This window comes from Pseudomonas sp. R15(2017), assembly GCF_002112685.1.
GTDB lineage: Bacteria > Pseudomonadota > Gammaproteobacteria > Pseudomonadales > Pseudomonadaceae > Aquipseudomonas > Aquipseudomonas glycinae.
The window spans coordinates 344,125-369,143 of the sequence record NZ_NEII01000008.1; the positions used below are offsets into that span (position 1 = coordinate 344,125).

Here is a 25,019-nt window from a genome sequence, read left to right on the forward strand (position 1 = left end):
GATACTCTCGACGGTCTCAGTTCACAGCGGACGTCGCTTCGACATGGCGCGGCAATGTCACCCGGATACGGGTGCCGCGCTGGCTCTGAACATCAGCCGGGCTGTCGATGGTGATTTGTCCATAATGCTCTTCAACGATGGAATAGACCAGTGCAAGGCCCAGACCGGTACCTTCGCCAGGATCCTTGGTGGTGAAGAAGGGTTCGAACAATCGGTCCATGATGCTCGATGGAATACCGCTGCCTTCGTCTTCGACGATCAGATCGACCGTGTGTTCGCCGGCTTCGCTCTTGACCCGCACCGCACTGCCGGCAGGCGAGGCGTCACGGGCGTTGGAGAGCAGATTGATCAGCACCTGGGCGAGCCGCTGCGGATCGCCTTCGACCCAGTGGTCGGGATCGCACAGGTTGTAGAACTGCACTTCGAAATTGCGCCGGTTGAGGGCCAGCAGGCCGATGGCGTCCTGGGCGACTTCCGCCAGACAGACGGGCTCGTCGCTGTGCTGATGGCTGCCGGCGTGGGCGAAGCTCATCAGCGACTGGACGATGCGTGACACGCGTTTGGTCTGTTCGAGGATCTGGCCGCTGATTTCCGTCAGCTCACCGTCCTCTTCGCGCTCTTCCCGCAGGTTTTGCGCAAGGCAGGCGATGCCGGTGATCGGGTTGCCGATTTCGTGGGCCACACCCGCCGCGAGTCGGCCGATGCTGGCCAGGCGCTCGGAGTGCACCAGTTTGTCTTCGAGCATCTGGGTTTCGGTCAGGTCTTCCACCAGCAACACCAGGCCGCTGTTGCCCGGTGCCAGCGGCTCGTCGATTGCCGCTTTGTGCAGGTTCAGCCAACGGGTCTGGCCGTCGAGGGCCAAATGCTGTTTGTGCAAATGCTCGTCCGGCAGATGGATGAAGCCTTGCAGCAGATCTTTCCACGGATTGGCGATGGTGCTCAGGCGCGAGCCGACCACCCGTTGCGCGGCAATCCCGGTCAGTTCTTCCATGGCCTTGTTCCACATCAGGATCTCCTGATCCTTGGCCAGCGAGCAGACGCCCATCGGCAGTTCCTGCAGGGTCTGGCGGTGGTAACGGCGCAGGGCATCGAGTTCGGCGGCCAGACCGGTCAGGCGCGAGTGGTAGTCCTCGAGGCGGCTTTCGATGAAGTGGATGTCTTCGGTGACGTAGTTTTCACCGCCGGCCTTGTAGGGCAGGAAGGTTTCCACCATATCCTGGGCGACGCTCGGACCCATCAGGCCGGAAAGGTTGGCTTCGATCCGGTCGCGCAGGCGGCGCAAGGCATAAGGGCGGCGCTCGTCGAAGGGCAGATAAAGATCGCGCAGGGCCTGTTCGACTTCTTTCTGCGCAGCCTTGGCGCCCAGCGGCTTGGCCAGTTGCGTGGCGAATTCCTGCGGCGAAGCGGCGTGCAATTCGCGGCGTTGCGGGCGTCGCACGTTGTCCACCGCGCAGGCTTCGGCGGCGCTGGCCTCTTCGGGGCTGGCATTGGTGAACAACGAAATCAGGGTGAACATCAGGACGTTGGCCGCCAGCGAGGCGATGGCCGCCATGTGCCAACTGGTGTCGTCCAGCACGTAGATCATGTTCAGCAGCGGAATATAGAAACCCTGCAGATTGCCGACCAGCGGCAACAGCATGGTCACCACCCACACCACGATCCCCGCCAGAAGACCGGCGATAAAGCCGCGGCGATTGGCGGTCGGCCAGTACAGCACCGACAACACGCCCGGCAGGAATTGCAGGGTCGCGACGAAGGCGACGATGCCGAGGTTGGCCAGGTCCTGCTCGGCGCCCAGCATCAGATAGAAGCAGAAACCGGCCATGATGATCGCGACGATCAGCGCCCGGCGGGTCCATTTCAGCCAGCGATAGATATTGCCCTCGGCCGGCGGCTGGTAAAGCGGCAACACCAGATGGTTCAGGGCCATGCCCGAGAGCGCCAGTGTGGTGACGATGATCAGGCCGCTGGCCGCCGACAGACCGCCGACATACGCCAGCAACGCCAGCGACTTGCTGTTGGCGGCGATGCCGATGCCGAGGGTGAAGTATTCCGGATTGGTGGTGGCCCCGAGTTTCAGGCCGGCCCAGAGAATCAGCGGCACAGCCAGGCTCATCAACAGCAGGAACAGCGGCAGGCCCCAGCTCGCGCTGACCAGCGAGCGCGGGTTGAGGTTTTCGGTGAAGGTCATGTGATACATGTGCGGCATCACGATCGCCGAGGCGAAAAACACCAGCAGCAACGTGCGCCACGGGCCTTCCTGCAATGGCGTGTGCAGGGCGGCAAGGGCGGTCTGATTCTGCAGCAGCCACAGTTCAAGCTGTTGCGGGCCGTCGAATACGCCGTACAGCGCATAGAGGCCGACGCCACCGAGGGCCGCCAGTTTGATCACCGATTCGAAGGCAATCGCGAACACCAGCCCTTCGTGCTTTTCACGGGTGGCGATGTGACGGGAGCCGAAGAAAATCGTGAACAGGATGATCAGCGCACAGAACGCCAGGGCCACGCGGTTCTGTACCGGTTCGCCGGTGAGGATGCCGATCGAGTCGGCCACGGCCTGGATCTGCAACGCCAGCAACGGCAAGACGCCGATCAGCATGAAAATTGTGGTCAGCGCACCGGCCCAGGTGCTGCGGAAGCGGAAGGCGAACAGGTCCGCCAGCGACGACAGTTGATAAGTGCGGGTGATCTTGAGGATCGGATACAGCAGCACCGGCGCCAGCAGAAACGCCCCGGATACCCCGAGATAACTGGACAGAAAACCGTAGCCGTACTGATAGGCCAGACCGACCGTGCCATAGAACGCCCACGCACTGGCATAGACCCCCAGCGACAGGGTGTAGGTCAACGGATGGCGAATGATCGCCCGCGGGATCATGCCCCGTTCACTGATCCAGGCCACGCCGAACAACGCGGCCAGGTAGGCGGCGCTGATCAGCAGCATCTGGGTCAGGCTAAAGCTCATCGGCATCTTTTTGGCTCTGCAGGATGAAGGTCACGACAATCAGGATCAGCCAGAGCAGATAAGGGCGATACCAGGCGCCCGTGGCGTCGATCCACCAATCCATGATGGCGGGAGAAAACAGGTAGATCCCCACGACCAGAAGCAGGACCAAGCGATAGATGTACATCCCGGCCTCTCTTTTTTATGCGCGTGCCCGAAAACGTGCGGCGATGGTAACGGATGGGCGCGCCACTGCAAGTGTCGTCACAGCAGTTGCGCTTCGGGCAGGGTCAGTGTGCGCGGGATCTTCGTCGCGTCCCAGTGGGCGCTGCCCCAGTTCAACAGTTCCTGCGGCGAGGCGTGGGCCAGTTCGGGCCCCGGGTTTTGCCCCAGTGCACGCAAGGCCCGCAGCAGCAATGGCGTGGCCTGATCGGCTTCCAACGGTGGCGAGCGATAGGATTTGCCGAGCTTGTTACCGTCCGGCTGGGTAATCAGTGGCAGATGCAGATAGCGCGGTTGGCGCAGGCCCAGCAGTTCCTGCAGATAGAGCTGGCGCGGCGTGGAGTCAAGCAGATCGGCGCCGCGCACGATGTCGGTGATGCCTTGCCAGGCGTCGTCCAGTACCACCGCCAGTTGGTAAGCGTAGAGGCCGTCGCGGCGGCGGATCACGAAATCACCCACGTCGCGGCCCAGATGCTGGCGGTATTCGCCCTGCACCCGGTCGATGAAGTGGTATTCCAGCTCCGGCACGCGCAGGCGAATCGCCGCGTCTTCCTGGCCATGGCCGGCATTGCGGCACAGCCCAGGATAAATGCCGTGGTACGGCTCCAGTTGTTTGCGCGAACAGGTGCAGGCGTACGCCAGGCCGTGATTGAACAGGCTGTCGAGCACTTGGGCGTAGGCCTCGTGCCGGTCGCTCTGGCGAACCATCTCGCCGTCCCATTCGAAGCCATAGCTTTCCAGCGCCTTGAGAATCGCCGCTTGCGCGCCCGGCTCTTCGCGAGGCGGATCGAGGTCTTCCATGCGCACCAGCCAGCGGCCGCCCACCGAGCGTGCGTCCAGATAAGAGGCCAGGGCGGCGACCAGCGAACCGAAGTGCAGGTGTCCGCTGGGGGTCGGGGCGAAGCGGCCAATGTAGGCGGGGGAGGAGTTGGCAGTCATGAGGGCGATGTTACTTGAAGAGTAAAAAACGGCAGAAACAAAAACGGAGCGTTCGCACGCTCCGTTTTTCGTTCAGGTAGGGATTATTTGCCGACCTGCTTTTCCTTGATTTCCGCCAGGTTCTTGCAGTCGACACACATGTCGGCAGTCGGACGGGCCTCGAGGCGCTTGACGCCGATCTCGATGCCGCAAGAGTCGCACCAGCCGTACTCTTCGTCTTCGATCAGTTGCAGGGTCTTGTCGATCTTCTTGATCAGTTTGCGCTCGCGGTCGCGGGCGCGCAGCTCGAGGGCGAACTCTTCTTCCTGACTGGCACGGTCGGCCGGATCAGGAAAGTTGGCCGCTTCGTCTTTCATGTGATCAACAGTGCGGTCGACTTCCTGCATCAAGTCGAGTTTCCACTTGGTCAGGATCTTGGTGAAATGCGCACGCATAGGCGCGCCCATGTACTCTTCGCCCTCTTTAGGGACGTAAGGTTCGAAACCGCTGAGTGTCTGACTTGCCTGTTGCTTTGCTTGGGTGGGCATGAAATGGACCGCCTCTACTCTTGTAATCCATTGCGCAGGATTGCTCCATCACCGACACCTGCCGGCCCTGCGGCTGCAAGCGGGCGAACTTACCAGATCAATTCGACCCGCGCTACTCCCGGATGTCGAGCGCGTGGCCGAGGGGACTTGCAAATGTTTGCCAAGCCATGTCCGGCGGTGCTGCAAACCTGCTCAATCACTGATTTTAGTCAATCCTGGAGCGTACGCGCGGGTCGTTACAGTCCAGTGTTCTTGAGGCTGTGACCGCTGCGGGTTCTCGCTCGTTCCGGCAGATGGGTAGAATCGTTTCTTTTCCCCCGTTGAAGGAAGGCCAATGGCTCAGCCCTACAGTGCGCGCAGTCGTGCGATCGAACCGTTCCATGTCATGGCGTTGCTGGCGCGGGCCAATGAATTGCAGGCCGCCGGCCACGACGTGATCCACCTGGAAATCGGCGAACCGGACTTCACTACCGCCGAACCGATCATCCGCGCCGGCCAGCAAGCCCTGACAGCCGGGAAAACCCGTTACACCGCAGCCCGTGGCATTCCCGAACTGCGTGAGGCGATTTCCGGCTTCTATCAGACGCGCTACGGCCTGAACATCGATCCTCGGCGGATTCTCATCACTCCTGGCGGTTCCGGTGCGTTGCTGCTGGCCAGTGCGTTGCTGGTGGATCCGGGCAAGCACTGGCTGCTGGCCGACCCCGGCTATCCTTGCAACCGACACTTTTTGCGGTTGGTCGAAGGCGCGGCACAGCTTGTACCGGTGGGCCCGGACGTTCGCTATCAACTGACGCCGGACCTGGTGGCACGCCACTGGGATCACGACAGCGTCGGTGCGCTGGTCGCCTCGCCAGCCAACCCGACCGGTACGATTCTGACCCGCGATGAACTGTCCGGGTTATCCACAGCCATCAAGGCCCGTCACGGGCATCTGGTGGTGGACGAGATCTACCATGGCCTGACTTACGGCACCGACGCCGCCAGTGTGCTGGAAGTGGACGACAGTGCCTTTGTCCTCAACAGTTTCTCCAAATATTTCGGCATGACCGGGTGGCGCCTCGGCTGGCTGGTGGCGCCGGATGCGGCCGTCAGTGAGCTGGAAAAACTCGCGCAGAACCTCTACATCAGCGCGCCAAGCATGGCCCAGCATGCGGCGCTGGCCTGTTTCGAGCCGGACACCATCGCGATTCTCGAAGAGCGCCGCGCCGAATTCGGCCGTCGCCGTGACTTCCTGCTGCCGGCATTGCGGGAGCTGGGCTTCAACATTGCCGTAGAGCCGGAAGGCGCGTTCTATTTGTATGCCGATATCAGCCAGTTCGGCGGCGATGCCTTCGCGTTCTGCCGACATTTCCTTGAAACCGAACATGTAGCCTTCACGCCGGGGCTGGACTTCGGCCGCTATCAGGCCAGTCATCACGTGCGCTTTGCTTACACGCAAAACCTCCCACGCCTACAGGAAGCGGTAGAGCGTATCGCCCGTGGCTTGAAGAGCTGGCAAGGCTGATGCGCTTTCATCCTCCGCTCGAAGAAGGCCGGTTGATCCGGCGATACAAGCGTTTTCTCGCCGATATCGAAACCGTTGGCGGCGAATTGCTGACCATTCACTGCCCGAACACCGGCTCGATGCTCAATTGCCAGGTCGAGGGCGGGCAGGTCTGGTTCAGTCGCTCCACAGATCCGAAACGCAAACTGCCCGGTACTTGGGAAGTCGGTGAAACCCCGCAGGGCCGGCTGTTTTGCGTGAACACCGGACGCGCCAACGCACTGGTCGAAGAAGCCTTGCAGGCCGGCGTCATCAGCGAATTGAGCGGGTTTACCGGGCTCAAACGCGAGGTGGCGTACGGGCAGGAAAAGAGCCGGATCGATTTTCGCCTCGACTACCCGACGGGCCCGGCGTACGTGGAAGTGAAAAGTGTCACGCTGGGTTTCGACGGCACGGCGGTCGCGGCATTTCCCGATGCAGTGACCGATCGTGGCGCCAAGCATTTGCGTGAGCTGGCGCATCTGGCCCGGGACGGGATTCGCGCGGTGCAGTTGTACTGCGTCAATCTCACGGGTATCGAAGCGGTGCGTCCTGCCGAGGAAATCGACTTCGCCTACGCCGCTGCGCTGCGTGAGGCAGTGGCGTGCGGGGTCGAAGTCCTGGCGTACGGCGTGCGGTTGAGCCATGAAGAAATGGTGATCGACCGGCGCCTGGACGTGCTGCTCAACGGTTAAACATCGATCCACAGCCCTTGCGCGTCTTCACGGCAAGGGATGGCCGTCAGCGATTGCCCGGCGCAGGGGCCGGCGACGCATTCACCGTCCTCGATCAGAAACAGTGCACCGTGGGTCGCGCACTGGATCAGGCTGTTGCTCGGGTCGAGAAACTGGTCGGGGTGCCATTCCAGGCCGACGCCCCGATGCGGGCAGCGATTGAGGTAGACATACGCCTGCCCCGCACGGCGCACGGCCAACAGTTTTTTCCCGTCGATATCGAAACCGCGACTGCCGCCTTCAATCAGATCGGCACCCGCGCAAAGAAACTTCATGGCTATCCTCAGTGTCGGCTCGTGTCCGGATATGTCCGAGCTTGACGTTCAAATGCAAACAATTATCAAATGGCCGCCTTCGCCCGTGGCGAGGTGAGCGCTGCCGAGGATACTTGGCCTGCCGTTCCGATGCCCGGGAAAACCTTTCAAGGAAGCTGTCTATGCGCCTGAGTACCCGCGTTGCCGTTCTGTGTGTCGGACTTTTGGTCAGCCACCAGGCTGCAGCGGCCGAGTTGCCGCAACGTTGGGTCAGCGCTGGCGGCGCCTTGTCGGAGTGGGTGAGTGCACTGGGGGGTGAAGCCAAACTGGTGGGGGTCGACACCACCAGCCAGCATCCGCAATCCCTCAAGTCGCTGCCGAGCATCGGCTACCAGCGCAGCCTGTCGGCCGAAGGCATTCTCAGCCTGCGCCCGGACATCCTGATCGGCACCGAAGAAATGGGCCCGCCGCCAGTGATCTCGCAGGTGCGCAGCGCCAAGGTGCAGGTGGAATTGTTCTCGGCTCAGCCGGATCTGCCGACGCTGGAGAAAAACGTCACCCATCTGGGGCAGTTGCTGGGCGCGGAAAGCCAGGCCGTGCAGCTGCTGCAACGTTATCAACAACAACTTGATGCGCAAAAGGCGCGTGTGGCGCAAGCGCAGACTAAACAGAAAGCGCCGGGCGTGCTGTTGCTGCTCGGACATGCTGGCGGCAAGCCGCTGATCGCCGGCAAAGACACCGCCGCCGATTGGCTGCTGCAACAAGCGGGCGGGCACAACCTTGCGACCCACACCGGTTACAAGCCGTTTTCCGTGGAGTCCCTGGCCAGTCTCGATCCTGAAGTGCTGGTGTTCGCTGACCGTGCGCTGACCGGCGAGGCGGCGAAAGCGGCGCTGTTCAAGGAAAACCCGATCCTCAATTCCAGCCGCGCGGGCAAGACCGGACGCGTGCTGGAGCTGGACCCGACGCTGCTGGTCGGCGGGCTCGGGCCGCGTTTGCCGGCTGCGCTGAAGACCCTGTCTGACGGTTTCTATCCGCCCCAGAGCGGCCAATGACCACGCTGGTCAAACCCCGCGGTTTGTTCATCGGCCTGATCCTGCTGTGTCTGCTGGCGATCTGGCTGTCGCTGGCGCTGGGGCCGGTCAGTCTGCCGTTGTTCGATACCTTGCGCGCAGCACTGCGCATGATCGGTGTGCCGCTGGCGCCGGACGGGCTGGAGCAGGCTGAACTGATTCTCGGGCAGATTCGTCTGCCGCGTACGTTGCTCGGGCTGGCAGTCGGCGGTGTGCTGGCGCTGTCCGGGGTGGCGATGCAGGGGCTGTTTCGTAATCCACTGGCGGATCCAGGGTTGGTCGGCGTCTCGAGCGGCGCGGCGTTGGGCGCGGCGGTGGCGATTGTCGGTGGTTCGTTTTTTGGCGGATTGCCGGAGTGGTTCGGGCCTTACCTGCTGTCGGTGTGTGCGTTTCTCGGTGGTTTGGGCGTGACGGCGCTGGTTTATCGGCTCGGCCGCCGCAACGGGCAGACCAATGTCGCGACCATGTTGCTGGCGGGGATTGCCCTGACGGCGCTGGCCAGTTCGGCGGTGGGGCTGTTTACCTATCTGGCCGACGACGCGACATTGCGCACATTGACGTTCTGGAACCTGGGCAGCCTCAACGGTGCAAGTTATGCGCGATTGTGGCCGCTGCTGATCATCACCGCCGGTGTTGCACTTTGGCTCCCACGCCGAGCCAAGGCGTTGAATGCATTGCTGCTCGGCGAATCGGAAGCCGGGCATCTGGGAATCGATGTCGAACGGCTCAAGCGCGAGCTGGTGTTCTGCACGGCGCTCGGCGTTGGCGCAGCGGTGGCGGCGGCAGGGATGATCGGTTTCGTCGGGCTGGTTGTGCCGCATCTGGTGCGCTTGCTCGCCGGGCCGGATCACCGGGTATTGCTGCCGGCATCGGTGCTGGCCGGGGCCAGTCTGTTGCTGCTGGCGGATCTGGTGGCGCGGCTGGCGCTGGCGCCGGCGGAGCTGCCGATCGGCATCGTCACCGCGTTCATCGGTGCGCCGTTCTTCCTTTATCTGTTGCTGCGAGGGCGTGCCTGATGCTGTGTGCGCACAATCTGCACATCCACCGTGGCCGCAAGACCGTTCTGGCCGACGTCAGCCTGCAGCTCGAACCGGGAGAAGTGCTGGGTGTACTGGGGCCGAACGGCGCCGGTAAAAGTACCTTGCTCAGTGCGCTTTGCGGAGAGTTGAGTGCCAGCGACGGGGAAGTGCTGCTGGACGGTGAGGCCTTGAGCCATTGGGGCGGCACTCAGCGCGCTCAGCGGCTGGCGGTGTTGCCACAGGTGTCGACCCTGGATTTCGCCTTTCGTGTTGAGGAAGTGGTCGGCATGGGGCGTCTGCCTTATCAGAGCGGACGGGTGCGCGATGACCAGATCGTCGCTGCCGCATTACGGGCCGCCGATGCCGGACACCTGAGTGGCCGCAGTTATCTGGCGCTGTCCGGCGGCGAGCGTCAGCGGGTGCATCTGGCGCGAGTGCTGGCGCAACTCTGGCCGGGGCAGGCGGGGCAGACTCTGCTGCTTGATGAGCCGACCTCGATGCTCGATCCGTTGCATCAACACACGACGCTGCAAGCGGTGCGCGAATTTGCCGATCGCGGCGCGGCGGTGCTGGTGATCCTGCATGATCTGAATCTGGCGGCGCGCTATTGTGATCGGATCCTGCTGCTGGAAGGCGGGCGGCCGGTCGCACTGGATACACCTGAGCAGGTATTGCGTCCGGAATCGCTGAAGGCGGTTTTCGGTCTGGAAGTATTGGTGCAGCAGCACCCGGAGCGCGGGCATCCGCTGATCATCGCCCGCTGATTTCATCATCGAGGTGAGGGTATGCGCGGGATTTTGCTGTTGGCGGTGTTGTGGCTTGCGGGTTGCCAGCATGTTGCGGTGCCGCCGGTCGTGGGCGAGATCCGTGATTTGCGAAGCGGCGAGCGTCTGACGGCGCAGCAATTACTGACGCAACTGAGCAGACCGGCGCGGGTGATCGTTGGCGAGCAGCATGACAACGCCGATCACCATGCCCTTCAATTGTGGTTGTTGCAGAACCTCGAAGAAAAGCGCCCCCAAGGCAGTCTTCTGCTGGAAATGCTGACGCCCGATCAACAGTCGCGGGTTGATGACGTGCGCCATGCCGCAACGCTACCGGCCGATCTCCCTGCTGCATTGGCCTGGCAGGACGGTTGGGACTGGAATCTCTACGGACCGATTGTGCGGTTTGCCCTGACGCAACCCGGGCCGTTACTGGCGGCCAACCTCGATAACATCGAAATTCGCGCGTTCTATCGCGATCCTCCGGTTCTGAGCGGCGAGCGCAGCAGCGCCAAATCTGTGAAAGAGAAACTGCTGGAGCAGATTGGCGATTCTCACTGCGGCTTGCTGCCGTCATCACAAATGCCGGCAATGCTGGCCGTTCAGCAACAAAGGGATCGGCGTATGGCCTCGCGTTTGTCGGCGGCGCCCGCGCCTGCACTGTTATTGGCGGGTGCGTATCACGCGCGAAAGGATGTCGGGGTGCCGCTGCATGTGCTGGATCTGGGCGCGCCGGAAGCGCCGACGGTGTTGATGCTGGCGGAGCAGGGTAGTCAGATCACGGCGGCGATGGCTGATTTCGTCTGGCTCACACCGGCCACGCCGAAACCGGATTATTGCGCGCAGATGCGTAAGCAGTTCGGCAAGGAATGACTTTTCCACAGGCAAAAAAAGACCCGGTAAAAACCGGGTCAAATAACCGTGATTAGCCTGATGAGGAGATAATCTGAGAGTCCGAACCAAGGGCTTTTCAGAATATCGACTGATCTCGCGATCAGTTGTGATAATCATAGCGATTCTCATTAACGAGTCAACAGCTGTTTTTTCATTTCTGTCGTTTTGTCCCGGCAATGGCGTAAACGTCCCGTGAATAGGGCTTCAGTTCTGGCTGTTATATGCCGTGAGCTGCTTGTTGAGCTGGTCGATACGCCGCGCCATGCTTTCGATCAGGCTGTGGGCGATTTTCGGGTTGGTGCGGGTCATGCTCAGAAACTGATCGCCGGGAATCAGCATCACGGTGCTCGCTTCACGGGCAATGATTGTTGCGTTGCGCGGTTCGCCGGTGAACACGGCCATGGCGCCGAAGATTTCATCCTTGGGCACATCGCCTATCTTGTGCCCGCTAACAAACGCTTCGGCGTGTCCTTCGATAATCACGAATACGTGATCGGCCGAGTCGCCCTGGCGGATGAGAACTTCCCCGGGCTCGACCCGTTTGAAGCCATTCGTGCTACGAAACTCCCGCGGCTTGAACTCGGCGACGGCGTGGGCCAGCAGCGCCATTTGCCCGAGCAGATAGTGCAGAAACTGCTCCGGGCGCGATGAACTGCCGTACACATGTTGAAACAAATCGCTTCGGCGATAAGGCAGCAATGTCAGCGGGTTATCCGTACACAAGGTGCAATCCGCCCATTCCGGCCCGTTCTGAAGACCGATCACATCTCCCTCTTGCCAGTAGAACAAGCCACGACCGCCGAGGCGCCCGGTGATGACACCTTGCGTCAGCAAAAACAGCTGGTCGTCCGGCAACTGCGCCAGCAAATCATCCGTGGCTTCCAGTTCCAGAGCTGGCCCGCACGGCATCAGGCCTTCAAGCCATCGAGCAGGCAAGCTCTGCAAGTGGTTGATCAGTGCATCGGCCTGGGCCGATTGTTCTCCGAGCAGGTACATGGGTCGGTGCCCGTCAGTTTTTGTGGCGGGAGGAAATCGCTTCGAGTTGCTTGTTCAGCGCATCCTTGCGTTCGGCGGGAATGTCGTTCCAGTGCACATCCATCAGCGCTCCTTCGATCGCGTACAACAACACCTTCGACGCCCGGAACCCACGAGTACGCACGGCCCGGTAGGCATCTACCGCGCCCAGGCGCCGCAAGTCCGAGGCGCTATGGATGCCCACGGCATGCAGCCATTGCGCCGACGTCTTGCCAAGATTTTTCAGGTGTTGCAGTTCATCATTCATCAAGCCTCCTTGCGACGGCCGAATGGTGCGTGGGCGAGCTTCTCAGGAGTGTAGCCATCAGTAGGAAAAGCGTGGTTGTTTGGTCGGATTCGACGCAAACGCTTCTAAGAAACGTCAGTTTCCGCTGATGAATCAGGATGGGGAGGGCGAGGGAGAATTACCAATAGCACGCAGTCCAGCGCAAAGCGGGGGCGCTGGACGAGTTTGGGTAGTGCGAGGCTCAGCGGGTGCGATAACGCAGGCGCGTACCGAAATTCATCGACATCAGGATTTCGTCTGCACTCAGTTCCGGCGGGAAGTAGGCACCGGAAATTTGCGCATGAGCCAGACTCGCGCCTTCCAGTGAAGCGTTGCGAAAGTCGATGCCGCGCAGGTCGGCGGAACGGAAGTAGGCGTCCCGGAAATCCACGCCATCGGCGTTCAGCTCGCGCAGGTCGAGACCACGGAAGTCGCCGCCGACCATATCGATCGGGCCGTCTTTCGGGCGTTCATTGTTGAAACCTGTGATGTCGTCTTTGTGCAGCAAGGCATAAAGCGGGGTGTCGAGTAGTTTTGGCTGGCTCATGTCAAATCACCTGTTGGTTTTATGACGCCAGTATAGTGCCACTATTTGACGGCCGTGAAGCAAGCGAGGGCTTCACGGCCGAAATAGTTTCTTACAGGCCGGGCAGGCGCTGGCGAATCTGCGCCACGACGGTGTCCAGGGTCCCGGATTCATTGGTCTGCACGCGTTTGCTGCGCAGGATTTCTTCCGGGGTCAGGGCTTCGCGGTTGGCTTGTTGAGCTTCGATCACGGCGAGGGTCGCGTCGGACGGATCTTTTTTGTCTGCCTGACGAATCGCCAGCCAGCTCTCGATCACTGCCTGCGGAGCGTTGCAGTCAAGGATCAGGAAAGGCGTGCCAGTGGCTTCAGCGACTTTGGCGGCGTTGTCGCGTTGTTCGCGCTTGAGGTAAGTGGCATCGATCACCACCGGGAAACCGGCGTGCAAAATCACTTCGGCAATTTCATGCAGACGCGCATAGGTTGCAGTGCTGGCGTCGGCGCTGTAGATCCCGGCCTGAACATCATTGGCAACGGTTTGCTCACCGAACAGGCGCTTGCGCTCGACATCGGAACGCAGGCGGATCGCGCCCAGTGCTTCGACCAAACGCATGGCAACGTGGCTTTTACCGACAGCGGAAACGCCATGGGTGATCGCCATGAAGCGCGAAGGAATGGTGCTGTAGCTTTCCGCCAGGTTGGCATAGTTGCGGTACTGGCGCAGGGTGGTGGCGCGCTGCACCGGTGTCGCGTCGGCCGGCATGCTGAACAGTGCGACTTTCGCACGCACCAGCGCGCGGTACGCCTTGTAGAAGTTCAGCACTTCCAGGCCTTGATAGTCGCCGGTCAGTTCCAGGTACTGGCTGATGAAACGACGGGCCAGGGATTTCAGGCCACGGTCTTCAAGGTCCATCGCCAGGAAGCCGGTGTCGGCCCATACGTCGGTGAAGCGGAACGGTTCGTTGAATTCGATGCAGTCGAAGATCACGACCTTGCCGTCGATCAGCGTGGCGTTGCCCAGGTGAATGTCACCGTGGCATTCGCGAGTGAAACCATCGGTCTTGCGTTGGGCGAACAGCGGCTTGAGGCGATCGAAGCTGCTTTCAGCCCATGCTTGCAGAGCGTCGAGTTGCAGCAGATCGTTCTTGTCGCTGAGGAACGGCAGAATCTGTTCGAAGTTCTGGCGTACCGGCGCCATCACGCTTTCAGGCGTGCCGGCATCGTGCTCGGCCGGGACTTTCGGCGCATTGAGGTGGAAGCGGGCGATTTGCTCGGCCATCGCGTCGATGTGCGCGGTGGTCAGCTCGCCGTTGGCTTGCAGGGTGCTGAGCAGGCCGGACTGCGGGAACTGACGCATTTTCAGCACGTACTCGATGGCCGGGCCGTCGCCACCCAGTTGCGGAGCTTCGGCGCTGCCGGTCACTGGAATCACTTCCAGATACAAATCTTCGGTCAGGCGCTGGTTCAGGCGCAGCTCTTCGCCGCAGAAGTGCTCACGGGATTCGAGGCTGGTGAAGTCGAGGAAACCGAAGTTCACCGGTTTCTTCACTTTATAGGCGTAGGGACCGGTGAGCAGTACCCACGAGATATGGGTTTCGATGACCTGGAACCCTTCGACGGGATGCGGGTAGAGGGCCGGGTTTTGCAGGGCAGCGATCAGGGACTGGCTCACGGACGATCCTTCAGAGACTGGGGGAAATTCAAGGCGCTCATTATGGCCGCTCGCCAGCCCGACGCAAACCTCCGAGCGCTCCTGTTGAGTATGAATAAAGTGCGTATAATCCGCCGCCATGACTCGTACTCGATCCCCCCGTACCCCTAAAAAACCAGCTTCCCGGGGCCTGCGCCCGTGGTTGGGCTGGGCCCTTAAACTCAGTCTGGTCGGCCTTGTGGTGCTGGCCGGCTTCGCCGTTTACCTTGATGCGGTGGTGCAGGAGAAGTTCTCCGGCAAGCGCTGGACCATCCCGGCCAAGGTGTACGCGCGTCCGCTCGAGCTGTTCGTCGGACAGAAGCTGAGCAAGGACGATTTCCTCACCGAACTCGATGCCCTGGGTTATCGCCGCGAAGCCGTGAGCAACGGTCCCGGCGCGGCGGCGGTCAATGGCAACACGGTTGATCTGAATACCCGTGGCTTCCAGTTCTATGAAGGCCTCGAGAAACCGCAGCCGGTGCGCGTGCGTTTCTCTGGCGATTACGTAGCCGAACTCTCGGCAATCAACGGTTCGAAGCTCTCCGTGGTACGCCTGGAGCCGCTGATGATCGGCGGCATCTACCCGAAAAACCTTGAAGACCGGATTCTGATCAAGCTCGATCAGGTGCCGCCGTACCTGCTGGAAACACTGGTCGCCGTGGAAGACCGGGATTTCTACAGCCACTGGGGCGTATCGCCGAAATCGATTGCTCGCGCAGTCTGGGTCAACACCTCGGGCGGCAAGATGACTCAGGGCGGCAGTACGCTGACTCAGCAACTGGTCAAGAACTTCTACCTCACCAACGAACGCAGCCTGACCCGCAAGCTCACCGAAGCGATGATGGCGATGCTGCTTGAACTGCATTACGACAAAAAGGAAATCCTTGAGGCTTACCTCAACGAAGTCTTTGTCGGTCAGGACGGTCAGCGTGCAGTGCACGGTTTCGGTCTGGCCAGCCAGTTCTTCTTCGCTCAGCCTTTGTCCGAGTTGAAACTGCATCAGGTCGCGCTGTTGGTCGGGATGGTCAAAGGCCCGTCCTATTACAACCCGCGTCGCAACCCGGAGCGGGCGCTGGAGCGACGCAATCTGGTGCTCGATGTGCTTGAGCAGCAGGGTGTCGCTTCCGCCGAACAGGTGGCCGCCGCGAAGAAAATGCCACTGGGCGTGACCACCCGCGGCAAGCTGGCCGACAGCTCGTTCCCGGGCTTCATCGATCTGGTCAAGCGCCAGTTGCGTGAAGACTATCGCGACGAAGACTTGACCGAAGAAGGCCTGCGGATCTTCACCAGTTTCGATCCAATCCTGCAGATGAAAGCCGAAGCGTCGGTCAACGACACCTTCAAGCGCCTGTCCGGTCGCAAGGGTTCCGACGACGTGGAAGCGGCGATGGTCGTGACCAATCCTGAAACCGGTGAAGTCCAGGCCATGATCGGCAGCCGTCAGGCTAGTTTTGCCGGGTTCAACCGGGCACTGGATGCGGTGCGGCCGATCGGCTCGCTGATCAAGCCGGCGGTTTATCTGACGGCGCTGGAGAAGCCGAGCCAGTACACGTTGACCAGTTGGCTGTCGGACGAGCCGCTTTCAATCAAGGGCGCAGACGGTCAGGTCTGGAAACCGCAGAATTACGACCGTCGCTCCCACGGTACGGTGTTCCTGTATCAGGGGCTGGCACATTCCTACAACCTGTCGACCTCGCGTCTCGGTCTGGCGGTCGGTGTTCCGAATGTCCTCAAGACGTTGGGCCGCCTGGGCGTGACCCGCGAGTTTCCGGCGTTCCCGTCGATGTTGCTCGGTGCGGGCGGCATGACTCCGATTGAAGTCGCGACCATGTACCAGACCCTGGCCAACGGTGGCTTCAACACCCCGATGCGCGGGATTCGCAGCGTGCTGACTGCCGACGGCGAGCCGCTCAAGCGTTATCCGTTCCAGATCGAGCAGCGTTTCGATCCCGCCTCGATCTACCTGATCCAGAACGCCATGCAGCGGGTCATGCGTGAAGGCACCGGCAGTTCGGTTTATAACGTGTTGCCAAGAACCCTGACGCTGGCGGGCAAGACCGGCACCAGTAACGATTCGCGCGACAGCTGGTTCGCCGGCTTCAGCCAGGATCTGCTGGCGGTGGTCTGGCTCGGCCGCGACGACAACGGCAAGACGCCGTTCACCGGGGCCACCGGTGCGTTGCAGGTCTGGACCAGCTTCATGCGCAAGGCCGATCCGCTGCCGCTGGACATGCCGCAACCGGATAACGTGGTGCAGGCCTGGGTCGATTCGCGTACCGGCCAGGGTTCTGATGCCAACTGTCCGGGCGCCGTGCAGATGCCGTATATTCGCGGCAGCGAACCGCCACCCGGCGCCTCCTGCGCGGGCGAAAGCCCGGCCTCGGGCGAGTCGGTGATGGATTGGGTCAAGGGCTGGATGAATTAAGCAAAGAGGGTTTCAAGTGAACAAGTGGTTGATTCCAGCGGTGACCGCCGTGGCTTTGCTCAGCGGCTGCTCCACCGTACAGCGTGGTTCGATCCCGGTTGTTGACTCCGGCACCGCCGTGTCCAACAGCGAGCGCATTTCGGCCAATGGCGGTTTCCGTCAAACGACGGTGAAACGTCCTGCACAGGCCCAGACCCAGGCGATCCCGCAAGGCGATACCGGTGTGGTGGTAATGGTGCCGGGCGGCGCAGCGGCTTCGGCGCCGATCAGCACTTCGCCGATCGTTCCGGGCCCGGCGTCCGGCGGCATCACGCCGGGGCCGTATAACCCTTCGCCGGTCGAGTCGGCGCCGATCAGCTCCGGCAGTTACAGCATGCCTTCGACGCCGAGCGGCATTCCTTCGGCCAGCAGCGGTGGCGGTCTGTCTGCCGATGAGCAGCTGGACGGCCCGGTTCTCGCACTGTTGACCACTGCGCAACAGCAGCAGGCCGGTGGCGATCTCAACGGCGCGTCTTCCAGTCTGGAACGCGCCCAGCGTGTAGCGCCGCGCGAGCCGCAAGTGCTTTACCGTCTGGCGCAGGTACGTATGGCCCAGGGCGATGCGCCGCAAGCCGAGCAGACCGCACGGCGTGCACTGACCATGGCCAACGGTCGTCCGGACTTGCAGGCCAGCCTGTGGGAATTGATCGCTCAGGCACGTGAGAAACAGGGCGACTCCGCCGGCGCCACTCTGGCCCGTCAGAAGGCCAAGGTTTCGCTGTGATGGACAGTCGTTTCTCCAAAGTCGCTGACCAATTGCTGTTGATCGAGCGTGAACTGCGCGCCCAGGGCTGGTGGGATGACGTCCAGCCCTCGGTTGAAGCCTTGAGCAGTGTCGAGCCGTTTTCGGTCGACACCCTCGATTTCGAGCAGTGGCTGCAATGGATCTTCCTGCCGCGGATGAAGATGATCCTCGAACAGAATCTGCCATTGCCCAATGCCTCGGGCATTCAGGAAATGGCCGAGATGGTCTTCGCCCAGCGCAATCTTCAGGGCAAGGATCGGCAGCTTCAGGTGTTGCTCAAAGAGTTCGACCTGCTGATCACCGCCTCACGCTGAACCGGGAGCTGCCAGTCGTTACTGGCAGTTTTCCGCTATCTGTTTCTTTGCCTCTTCAGTACGTTGCTGGCGCTGCTCGTCATTCAGCCGCCGCAGTTCTCCCTCCACTTCCTCCCTCAAGCGCGGATTGTTCTGCAGTTGCGCGAGATTCGTGCGCGCCTGTTCGCAAAACGTCTTGAGTCGCTTCTGTTGCTCGGCTACTTGCTTCTTCACCTTGTCATCGATGGCTTTTTGATCGCCCAGCGCGCCGCTGCCGGGCAATGCGGCAGGTATAGGTGCGGGAGAGGAGGGCGTCTTCACGGCGGTGGATGACTGCCCTTGTGGTGGCCGTTGATCGAAATGGGTGACGCCCTGGGCGTCGACCCATTTGTAGATCTGACTGGCCATGCACCAGGAGCTGACGCTGATTAGCAGAGTTAAGAGAAGCGTTCGCATGCTGATTCCTTGGCAAAACTGCGCAATTGAAGCTAACAGAGTAGCGGTTTCCAGGTTTTTTCTTGCGTTCTCATGTGCTTACCCACAATTAAGCACATTGACGGCTTGACTTGCAGAGGGCGAAACAGAAGAATCCAAAGTCCGCTGTACAGGGACTGCCAGAAGCAGACCCTCTCGGCAGATCATGAGGCGCATATCCGCGTCGACCTGTTACACCCGCAACGCGTTACCTCGCGCTGGGTGGGAAAGGCCCGCAACACTTGGGACGATCCCAATACTTGCTCAGTCAGTGCTGACGTAGTCGGCGACCACCGTCGCTCATGCTCTGCCGAGAAGTAAACCTATTAAGACCCGTTCGCTTCTTAGTGGACGGTATTCTGGCGTTTTAGAGGTGAACAACGTGGAGCTTTTATCTGGCGGTGAGATGCTCGTCCGCTTTTTGCGTGACGAAGGCGTCAAATATATCTACGGGTACCCGGGTGGTGCTCTCCTTCATGTTTACGATGCCCTGTTCAAAGAACCGGAAGTGACCCACATCCTGGTTCGTCACGAACAAGCGGCTACCCATATGGCTGACGGCTACGCCCGTGCCACCGGTAAAGCCGGCGTGGTATTGGTGACGTCCGGTCCAGGCGCCACAAACGCCATCACCGGTATCGCCACTGCCTATATGGACTCGATTCCAATGGTGATCATTTCCGGTCAGGTGCCAAGCACCATGGTCGGCACCGACGCGTTCCAGGAAACCGACATGATCGGTATCTCCCGGCCGATCGTGAAGCACAGCTTCATGATCAAGCACGCTTCGGAAATCCCGGAAGTCATGAAGAAAGCCTTCTACCTGGCGCAATCCGGTCGTCCGGGCCCGGTCGTGGTCGATATCCCGAAAGACATGACCAACCCGGCCGAAAAGTTCGAATACATCTTCCCGAAGAAAGCCAAACTGCGTTCCTACAGCCCGGCCGTTCGCGGTCATTCCGGGCAAATCCGCAAGGCGGCAGAAATGCTCCTGGCGGCCAAGCGTCCCGTGCTGTACTCCGGCGGTGGCGTGATCCTCGGCAACGGCTCCGCGCCGCTGACCGAACTGGCAAAAATGCTCAACCTGCCGGTTACCAATACCTTGATGGGCCTGGGTGCCTATCCTGGCACTGATCGTCAGTTCATCGGCATGCTCGGCATGCACGGCAGCTATACCGCCAACCTGGCGATGCACCATGCCGACGTGATCCTGGCGGTCGGTGCGCGTTTTGACGATCGCGTGATCAACGGCGCGCCGAAGTTTTGCCCGAACGCCAAGATCATCCATATCGACATCGACCCGGCTTCGATTTCCAAGACCATCAAGGCCGACGTGCCAATCGTTGGTCCGGTGGAAAGCGTCCTGACCGAAATGGTCGCGATCCTCAAGGAAATCGGCGAAACCCCGAACAAGGAAGCCGTTGCCAGCTGGTGGAAGCAGGTTGATGAATGGCGCGGTGATCGTGGCCTGTTCCCTTACGACAAGGGCGACGGCAGCAAGATCAAGCCACAGACCGTGATCGAGACCCTGTGCGAAGTGACCAAGGGCGATGCCTTTGTGACCTCGGACGTGGGCCAGCACCAGATGTTTGCTGCGCAGTACTACAAGTTCAACAAGCCTAACCGCTGGATCAACTCCGGTGGCCTGGGCACGATGGGCTTCGGTCTGCCGGCCGCGATGGGTATCGCTTTGAGCTTCCCTGACACCGATGTTGCGTGCGTCACCGGTGAAGGCAGCATCCAGATGAACATCCAGGAGCTGTCGACCTGCCTGCAGTATGGACTGCCGGTCAAGATCGTCATCCTGAACAACGGTGTTCTGGGCATGGTTCGTCAGTGGCAGGACATGAGTTACGGCAGCCGTCACTCGCACTCCTACATGGAATCCTTGCCTGACTTCGTCAAGCTGGCTGAAGCCTATGGCCACGTCGGCGTGCGCATCACCGAATCGAAAGATTTGAAATCGAAGATGGAAGAGGCGTTCGCCATGAAAGATCGCCTGGTGGTGATCGACATTTCGGTCGACACCAGCGAGCACGTCTATCCGATGCAGATCAAAGACGGCTCCATGCGCGATATGTGGCTGAGCAAGACGGAGCGTACCTAATCATGCGGCACATTATTTCCTTGCTTCTGGAAAACGAACCCGGTGCTTTGTCTCGCGTAGTCGGCCTGTTCTCGCAGCGCAACTACAACATCGAAAGCCTGACCGTGGCGCCAACCGAAGACCCGACCCTGTCGCGTCTGACGCTGACCACTGTCGGTCACGATGAAATCATCGAGCAGATCACCAAAAACCTGAACAAGCTGATCGAAGTGGTCAAGCTGGTGGACCTGTCGGAAAGCGCTCACATCGAGCGCGAACTGATGCTGGTCAAGGTCAAGGCCACTGGCGCCCAGCGCGCCGAGATCAAACGCACCACCGATATTTACCGTGGACAGATCGTCGACGTCAGCGCCAGCGTGTATACCGTTCAACTGACCGGTACCAGCGACAAGCTCGACAGCTTCATTCAGTCCATCGGCACCGCATCGATTCTGGAGACCGTCCGCAGTGGCGTCACCGGTATTGCCCGCGGCGACAAAGTACTCAGCATCTAAACCAAATTAGCGAATGGCCTGAACGGCCTGGATATAAAGGGGAAATTCATGAAAGTTTTCTACGATAAAGACTGCGACCTGTCGATCATCCAGGGCAAGAAAGTTGCCATCATCGGTTACGGTTCCCAGGGCCACGCCCAGGCATGCAACCTGAAAGACTCCGGTGTCGACGTTACCGTCGGTCTGCGTAAAGGTTCGGCTACCGTTGCCAAGGCTGAAGCCCACGGCCTGAAAGTGACTGACGTGGCTGCCGCTGTTGCCGGTGCCGACCTGGTCATGATCCTGACCCCGGACGAGTTCCAGTCCCAGCTGTACAAGAACGAAATCGAGCCGAACATCAAGAAAGGCGCCACCCTGGCCTTCTCCCACGGCTTCGCGATCCACTACAACCAGGTTGTTCCGCGTGCCGACCTCGACGTGATCATGATCGCGCCGAAAGCCCCGGGCCACACCGTACGTTCCGAGTTCGTGAAAGGCGGCGGTATCCCTGACCTGATCGCGATCTACCAGGACGCCTCGGGCAACGCCAAGAACGTTGCACTGTCCTACGCTGCCGGCGTTGGTGGTGGTCGTACCGGCATCATCGAAACTACCTTCAAGGACGAGACTGAAACCGACCTGTTCGGCGAACAAGCCGTTCTGTGCGGCGGTACCGTCGAGCTGGTGAAAGCCGGTTTCGAAACCCTGGTTGAAGCTGGCTACGCGCCGGAAATGGCCTACTTTGAATGCCTGCACGAACTGAAACTGATCGTTGACCTCATGTACGAAGGCGGTATCGCCAACATGAACTACTCGATCTCCAACAACGCTGAATACGGCGAGTACGTGACGGGTCCGGAAGTGATCAACGCCGAATCCCGTCAGGCCATGCGCAACGCCCTGAAACGTATTCAGGACGGCGAATACGCCAAAATGTTCATCAGCGAAGGCGCAACCGGCTACCCTTCGATGACCGCCAAGCGTCGTAACAACGCCGCTCACGGTATCGAAATCATCGGCGAGCAACTGCGCTCCATGATGCCGTGGATCGGTGCCAACAAGATCGTCGACAAAGCCAAAAACTAAGTCGTCGAACCTTGTATGAAAAAACGCGGCCTCGGCCGCGTTTTTTCGTATGGGCCGGCGGTTCTGGTATAAAGCTGCATCGTTTGTGGCCGAACCGTCGTCCCAGACACCTGTCGAAAATGTCCAATCCGTTGCAAGGTACTGTCCATGAGCGAACGTCCCGAAGAGCCGAACCAGGCTTCCGACGCCGAAAGCCTGCTGCCCATCGATGAGCACATCGAAGAAGGGCATGACGCAGAAGGCCGTAAAGTCCGGCATCGTGGTATCTATCTTCTGCCGAATCTGTTCACCACTGCGAACCTGTTCGCAGGGTTCTATTCCATCATCAACTCGATGAGTGCCCAGGCTGCGTTGAGCGCCGGGGATGCCGCAAATGCGAGCAAGTATTTCGCCTTTGCTGCCATCGCGATTTTTGTTGCCATGGTGCTTGATGGTCTCGATGGTCGTGTAGCGCGCATGACCAATACCCAGAGTGCCTTCGGCGCCGAATACGACTCGCTGTCGGACATGGTTGCCTTCGGTGTTGCCCCGGCTTTGCTGGCATTCGGCTGGGCGCTGGGTGACATGGGCAAGGTCGGCTGGATGGTTGCCTTCATTTATGTGGCGGGTGCGGCATTGCGTCTGGCGCGCTTCAATACTCAGGTGGGCACTGCTGACAAGCGTTATTTCATTGGTCTGGCCAGCCCGGCTGCTGCCGGTGTGGTTGCGGGGATTGTCTGGGCGTTCAGCGATTACGGGATCCAGGGTTCCAAGATGTCTTTCCTGGTCGCGCTGATGGTGGCGGCCGCCGGCATGCTGATGGTCAGCAACATCAAGTACAACAGCTTCAAGGAGCTGGACTTGAAGGGTCGCGTGCCTTTCGTGGCGATCCTTGCAGTGGTGCTGGTCTTTGCCGTGGTGTTCAGCGATCCGCCTCGCATTCTGCTGCTGGTGTTCCTCGCCTATGCCGCTTCGGGCCCGGTGCAGTATCTGTTGCATCTTCGTCGTCACAAACACGCCGAGTGATGTAATTTCCCTCATACTCCGCAGTCTATGGTGCATCTGTCCTCCAAAGCTGCGGAGTTGCCATGCTGATCAAAGTCCCCAAAGCGTCCGATTGCCATGAGTCGGACGTCACGCCTGAATCCATTTATCTCTCTCGCCGGCAATTGCTCGGAGCGACCGCGGCTGGTTTGGCCATGAGCACCTTGCCGCGCTGGGCCAGTGCCGAAGAGGCTGCCCGCTATGCCGATGTCGAGGCCGGAAAGGCGCCCGCCTGGTTCACCGAGAAACTGCCCTCTGTCAAATGGGGCGCGGTGAGCGTCAAGGATGAGGCGATCACACCTTTCAAAGACGCGACCCATTACAACAACTTCTATGAATTCGGCACCGACAAGGGCGACCCGGCGGCCAATGCCGGTTCGTTGAAAACCGAACCGTGGAGTGTTGTCGTGGACGGGGAGGTGGGTAAACCGGGGCGTTATGCCCTGGAAGACTTCATGAAACCGTACCAGTTGGAGGAGCGTATCTATCGCCTTCGTTGTGTCGAGGCGTGGTCGATGGTGATTCCCTGGATCGGTTTCCCCATTTCGGCGTTGTTGAAGCAGGTAGAGCCCACTTCCAATGCCAAATACATTCGCTTCGAAACCTTGCAGGATCCGAAGAGCATGCCCGGACAGCGTTCGGGATTTGCCTTGATCGATTGGCCCTATGTAGAAGGCTTGCGTCTGGATGAGGCGATGAATCCCTTGGCGATTCTGGCGGTGGGTATGTATGGCCGTGAATTGCCAAACCAGAACGGTGCGCCGTTGCGTCTGGTGGTGCCGTGGAAGTATGGCTTCAAGAGCGTCAAATCCATCGTGCGGATCAGTCTGGTCAGCGAGCAACCGAAGACAACCTGGCAAAGCATTGCGGCGGATGAGTATGGGTTCTATGCGAATGTGAACCCTACGGTCGACCATCCTCGTTGGACTCAGGCGCGGGAGCGGCGACTGCCTAACAGTCTGTTCAAGCCGAATGTGCGTGATACGCAGATGTTCAACGGTTATGCGGACGAGGTCGCCTCTTTATATACAGGGCTCGATTTGCGGAAGAACTACTGATGCGATATCCGATCTGGCGCGTGAGCGTCTTCCTCGCTGCGGCGATCTGGCCGCTGTTGTGGTTCTATCAGGCCTTTGCGGATCTGCTTGGGCCTGATCCCGGGAAAGTCCTGGTTGATCGGCTGGGACTTGGGACATTGGTGTTGCTGTTGATCACCTTGAGTATGACGCCGCTGCAGAAACTTACCGGCTGGGCCGGGTGGATTGCTGTGCGTCGGCAGTTGGGGCTCTGGTGTTTCGCCTATGTGGTTCTGCATCTTTGCAGCTATATGGCGTTCATCCTCGGTTTTGACTGGTCGCAACTGGGTGTCGAGTTGCGCAAGCGTCCCTACATCATCGTGGGTGCTCTGGGCTTTCTGGGGTTGTTGGCGTTGGCGGTAACCTCCAACCGTTACAGTCAGCGTCGTTTGGGCACCCGTTGGAAGAAGTTGCACCGGCTGGTGTATGTGATTCTCGGGTTGGGATTGCTGCATATGTTGTGGATTGTGCGTGCTGATCTTAAGGAGTGGGCAATCTATGCCTTTATAGGTGGTTTCCTTTTGGCGCTGCGTATTCCCGCTTTGACTCGCCGGATCCCGCGTTTGATGGGTAAAAAGCAGGTTTTTCAGGAAAAGCGAAATTAAGGGTTGACGGCAGATTCTGAGTCTCTATAATTCGCCCCACTTCCGGCGCAGTCGAAACGGAAAACTCCTTGAGATTCAATGAGTTAAGTAAGTTTCGAAGCGGGTTGCTTCAGTTCATCGAAGCCTGGAAGGAGTTGGAAATGCCGGTCTGCTTGGCGCTTTCAACGGTTCGATCTTCTCGGTCGAAAGCGGAGAAAAAGAGGTGTTGACAGCAGCGTGTAACGCTGTAGAATTCGCCTCCCGCTAACGAGAGATTGGAAGCGCA

At 60.1% G+C, this 25,019-nt stretch carries 25 protein-coding genes; 15 read left to right on the top strand and 10 right to left on the bottom strand.

Annotated elements, in window-relative coordinates:
* Positions 1-16: 16 nt before the first annotated feature.
* The 4 genes from CAF77_RS18510 to dksA form a co-directional block, all read right to left on the bottom strand.
* On the bottom strand, positions 17-2,971 hold the full coding sequence (locus tag CAF77_RS18510; RefSeq protein WP_007959612.1) for a sensor histidine kinase: 2,955 nt from the start codon (positions 2,969-2,971) through the stop codon (positions 17-19).
* Positions 2,955-3,131: a hypothetical protein gene (locus CAF77_RS29090; protein ID WP_003176118.1), complete on the bottom strand. Its 177-nt coding sequence runs from the start codon at positions 3,129-3,131 to the stop codon at positions 2,955-2,957. Before CAF77_RS29090 ends, CAF77_RS18510 begins: the two co-directional genes overlap by 17 nt.
* Before the next feature lie 77 nt (positions 3,132-3,208).
* The gene (gluQRS, locus tag CAF77_RS18515; protein ID WP_085655069.1) at positions 3,209-4,105 is read right to left on the bottom strand and encodes a tRNA glutamyl-Q(34) synthetase GluQRS; all 897 of its coding nucleotides are present in this window, start codon (positions 4,103-4,105) and stop codon (positions 3,209-3,211) included.
* A gap of 83 nt (positions 4,106-4,188) precedes the next feature.
* On the bottom strand, positions 4,189-4,632 hold the full coding sequence (gene dksA, locus CAF77_RS18520; RefSeq protein WP_039771633.1) for an RNA polymerase-binding protein DksA: 444 nt from the start codon (positions 4,630-4,632) through the stop codon (positions 4,189-4,191).
* Positions 4,633-4,966: 334 nt separating this feature from the next.
* On the opposite strand from dksA, the gene CAF77_RS18525 reads away from it, so the two are divergent.
* Both CAF77_RS18525 and sfsA read left to right on the top strand, forming a co-directional pair.
* Entirely contained in the window at positions 4,967-6,139 is a 1,173-nt protein-coding gene (locus tag CAF77_RS18525) for a pyridoxal phosphate-dependent aminotransferase (protein ID WP_085655070.1), read from the top strand.
* A complete protein-coding gene (gene sfsA, locus CAF77_RS18530) occupies positions 6,139-6,852 on the top strand; it encodes a DNA/RNA nuclease SfsA (RefSeq protein ID WP_085655072.1) in 714 nt (237 codons plus the stop codon). The genes CAF77_RS18525 and sfsA overlap by 1 nt, the downstream gene beginning before the upstream one ends.
* On the opposite strand, the gene CAF77_RS18535 is transcribed toward sfsA, so the two are convergent.
* Positions 6,849-7,166: a Rieske (2Fe-2S) protein gene (locus tag CAF77_RS18535; RefSeq protein WP_085655074.1), complete on the bottom strand. Its 318-nt coding sequence runs from the start codon at positions 7,164-7,166 to the stop codon at positions 6,849-6,851. The two genes, sfsA and CAF77_RS18535, sit on opposite strands and share 4 nt — an antisense overlap.
* A 161-nt stretch (positions 7,167-7,327) precedes the next feature.
* Between CAF77_RS18535 and CAF77_RS18540 the strand changes: the two genes are divergently transcribed.
* The 4 genes from CAF77_RS18540 to CAF77_RS18555 are packed head-to-tail and all read left to right on the top strand — an operon-like array spanning position 7,328 to position 10,874.
* Positions 7,328-8,200, top strand: coding sequence for a hemin ABC transporter substrate-binding protein (locus tag CAF77_RS18540; RefSeq protein ID WP_085655076.1), 873 nt, complete (start codon positions 7,328-7,330; stop codon positions 8,198-8,200).
* A gap of 50 nt (positions 8,201-8,250) precedes the next feature.
* Positions 8,251-9,234, top strand: a complete 984-nt coding sequence (locus CAF77_RS18545; RefSeq protein WP_170928972.1) for an iron ABC transporter permease — start codon at positions 8,251-8,253, stop codon at positions 9,232-9,234.
* Positions 9,234-10,001: a heme ABC transporter ATP-binding protein gene (locus CAF77_RS18550; protein WP_085655078.1), complete on the top strand. Its 768-nt coding sequence runs from the start codon at positions 9,234-9,236 to the stop codon at positions 9,999-10,001. Before CAF77_RS18545 ends, CAF77_RS18550 begins: the two co-directional genes overlap by 1 nt.
* Before the next feature lie 21 nt (positions 10,002-10,022).
* Positions 10,023-10,874 carry a ChaN family lipoprotein gene (locus CAF77_RS18555; protein ID WP_085655080.1) on the top strand — a complete coding sequence of 284 codons (852 nt, stop codon included), beginning with the start codon at positions 10,023-10,025 and terminating at the stop codon, positions 10,872-10,874.
* A 225-nt stretch (positions 10,875-11,099) separates the two neighbouring features.
* On the opposite strand, the gene CAF77_RS18560 is transcribed toward CAF77_RS18555, so the two are convergent.
* The 4 genes from CAF77_RS18560 to CAF77_RS18575 form a co-directional block, all read right to left on the bottom strand.
* Positions 11,100-11,891: a Crp/Fnr family transcriptional regulator gene (locus CAF77_RS18560; RefSeq protein ID WP_085655082.1), complete on the bottom strand. Its 792-nt coding sequence runs from the start codon at positions 11,889-11,891 to the stop codon at positions 11,100-11,102.
* 13 nt (positions 11,892-11,904) lie between these two features.
* Positions 11,905-12,177 (bottom strand): TfoX/Sxy family protein, encoded by a 273-nt coding sequence (locus CAF77_RS18565; protein ID WP_003228231.1) that lies wholly within the window; start codon positions 12,175-12,177, stop codon positions 11,905-11,907.
* A gap of 220 nt (positions 12,178-12,397) precedes the next feature.
* Positions 12,398-12,742: a pentapeptide repeat-containing protein gene (locus CAF77_RS18570; protein WP_007959639.1), complete on the bottom strand. Its 345-nt coding sequence runs from the start codon at positions 12,740-12,742 to the stop codon at positions 12,398-12,400.
* Between the two features lie 91 nt (positions 12,743-12,833).
* On the bottom strand, positions 12,834-14,390 hold the full coding sequence (locus CAF77_RS18575) for a bifunctional aminoglycoside phosphotransferase/ATP-binding protein (protein ID WP_085655084.1): 1,557 nt from the start codon (positions 14,388-14,390) through the stop codon (positions 12,834-12,836).
* A 118-nt stretch (positions 14,391-14,508) separates the two neighbouring features.
* Here CAF77_RS18575 and mrcB point away from each other — a divergent pair, with 118 nt between their 5' ends.
* The 3 genes from mrcB to CAF77_RS18590 are packed head-to-tail and all read left to right on the top strand — an operon-like array spanning position 14,509 to position 17,931.
* Positions 14,509-16,833 carry a penicillin-binding protein 1B gene (gene mrcB, locus CAF77_RS18580; protein WP_085655086.1) on the top strand — a complete coding sequence of 775 codons (2,325 nt, stop codon included), beginning with the start codon at positions 14,509-14,511 and terminating at the stop codon, positions 16,831-16,833.
* A gap of 16 nt (positions 16,834-16,849) precedes the next feature.
* Entirely contained in the window at positions 16,850-17,596 is a 747-nt protein-coding gene (locus CAF77_RS18585; RefSeq protein WP_064382055.1) for a hypothetical protein, read from the top strand.
* The gene (locus CAF77_RS18590; protein WP_064382054.1) at positions 17,596-17,931 is read left to right on the top strand and encodes a YqcC family protein; all 336 of its coding nucleotides are present in this window, start codon (positions 17,596-17,598) and stop codon (positions 17,929-17,931) included. Before CAF77_RS18585 ends, CAF77_RS18590 begins: the two co-directional genes overlap by 1 nt.
* Before the next feature lie 18 nt (positions 17,932-17,949).
* Here the strand turns inward: CAF77_RS18590 and CAF77_RS18595 are convergent, their stop codons facing one another.
* The gene (locus CAF77_RS18595) at positions 17,950-18,366 is read right to left on the bottom strand and encodes a DUF4124 domain-containing protein (protein ID WP_085655088.1); all 417 of its coding nucleotides are present in this window, start codon (positions 18,364-18,366) and stop codon (positions 17,950-17,952) included.
* Positions 18,367-18,766: 400 nt separating this feature from the next.
* On the opposite strand from CAF77_RS18595, the gene CAF77_RS18600 reads away from it, so the two are divergent.
* From CAF77_RS18600 to msrQ, 6 genes are all read left to right on the top strand, one after another.
* Complete coding sequence (locus CAF77_RS18600) at positions 18,767-20,491, top strand: acetolactate synthase 3 large subunit (RefSeq protein WP_011335952.1); 1,725 nt, start codon at positions 18,767-18,769, stop codon at positions 20,489-20,491.
* Positions 20,492-20,493: 2 nt separating this feature from the next.
* Positions 20,494-20,985, top strand: a complete 492-nt coding sequence (gene ilvN / locus CAF77_RS18605) for an acetolactate synthase small subunit (protein WP_003205610.1) — start codon at positions 20,494-20,496, stop codon at positions 20,983-20,985.
* A gap of 48 nt (positions 20,986-21,033) precedes the next feature.
* Entirely contained in the window at positions 21,034-22,050 is a 1,017-nt protein-coding gene (ilvC, locus tag CAF77_RS18610) for a ketol-acid reductoisomerase (RefSeq protein WP_007959661.1), read from the top strand.
* A 147-nt stretch (positions 22,051-22,197) separates the two neighbouring features.
* Entirely contained in the window at positions 22,198-23,055 is an 858-nt protein-coding gene (pssA, locus tag CAF77_RS18615) for a CDP-diacylglycerol--serine O-phosphatidyltransferase (RefSeq protein ID WP_039771608.1), read from the top strand.
* A 62-nt stretch (positions 23,056-23,117) separates the two neighbouring features.
* Positions 23,118-24,131, top strand: a complete 1,014-nt coding sequence (gene msrP, locus CAF77_RS18620) for a protein-methionine-sulfoxide reductase catalytic subunit MsrP (protein WP_085655090.1) — start codon at positions 23,118-23,120, stop codon at positions 24,129-24,131.
* The gene (gene msrQ, locus CAF77_RS18625) at positions 24,131-24,754 is read left to right on the top strand and encodes a protein-methionine-sulfoxide reductase heme-binding subunit MsrQ (RefSeq protein WP_064382050.1); all 624 of its coding nucleotides are present in this window, start codon (positions 24,131-24,133) and stop codon (positions 24,752-24,754) included. The genes msrP and msrQ overlap by 1 nt, the downstream gene beginning before the upstream one ends.
* Positions 24,755-25,019 lie beyond the last annotated feature (265 nt).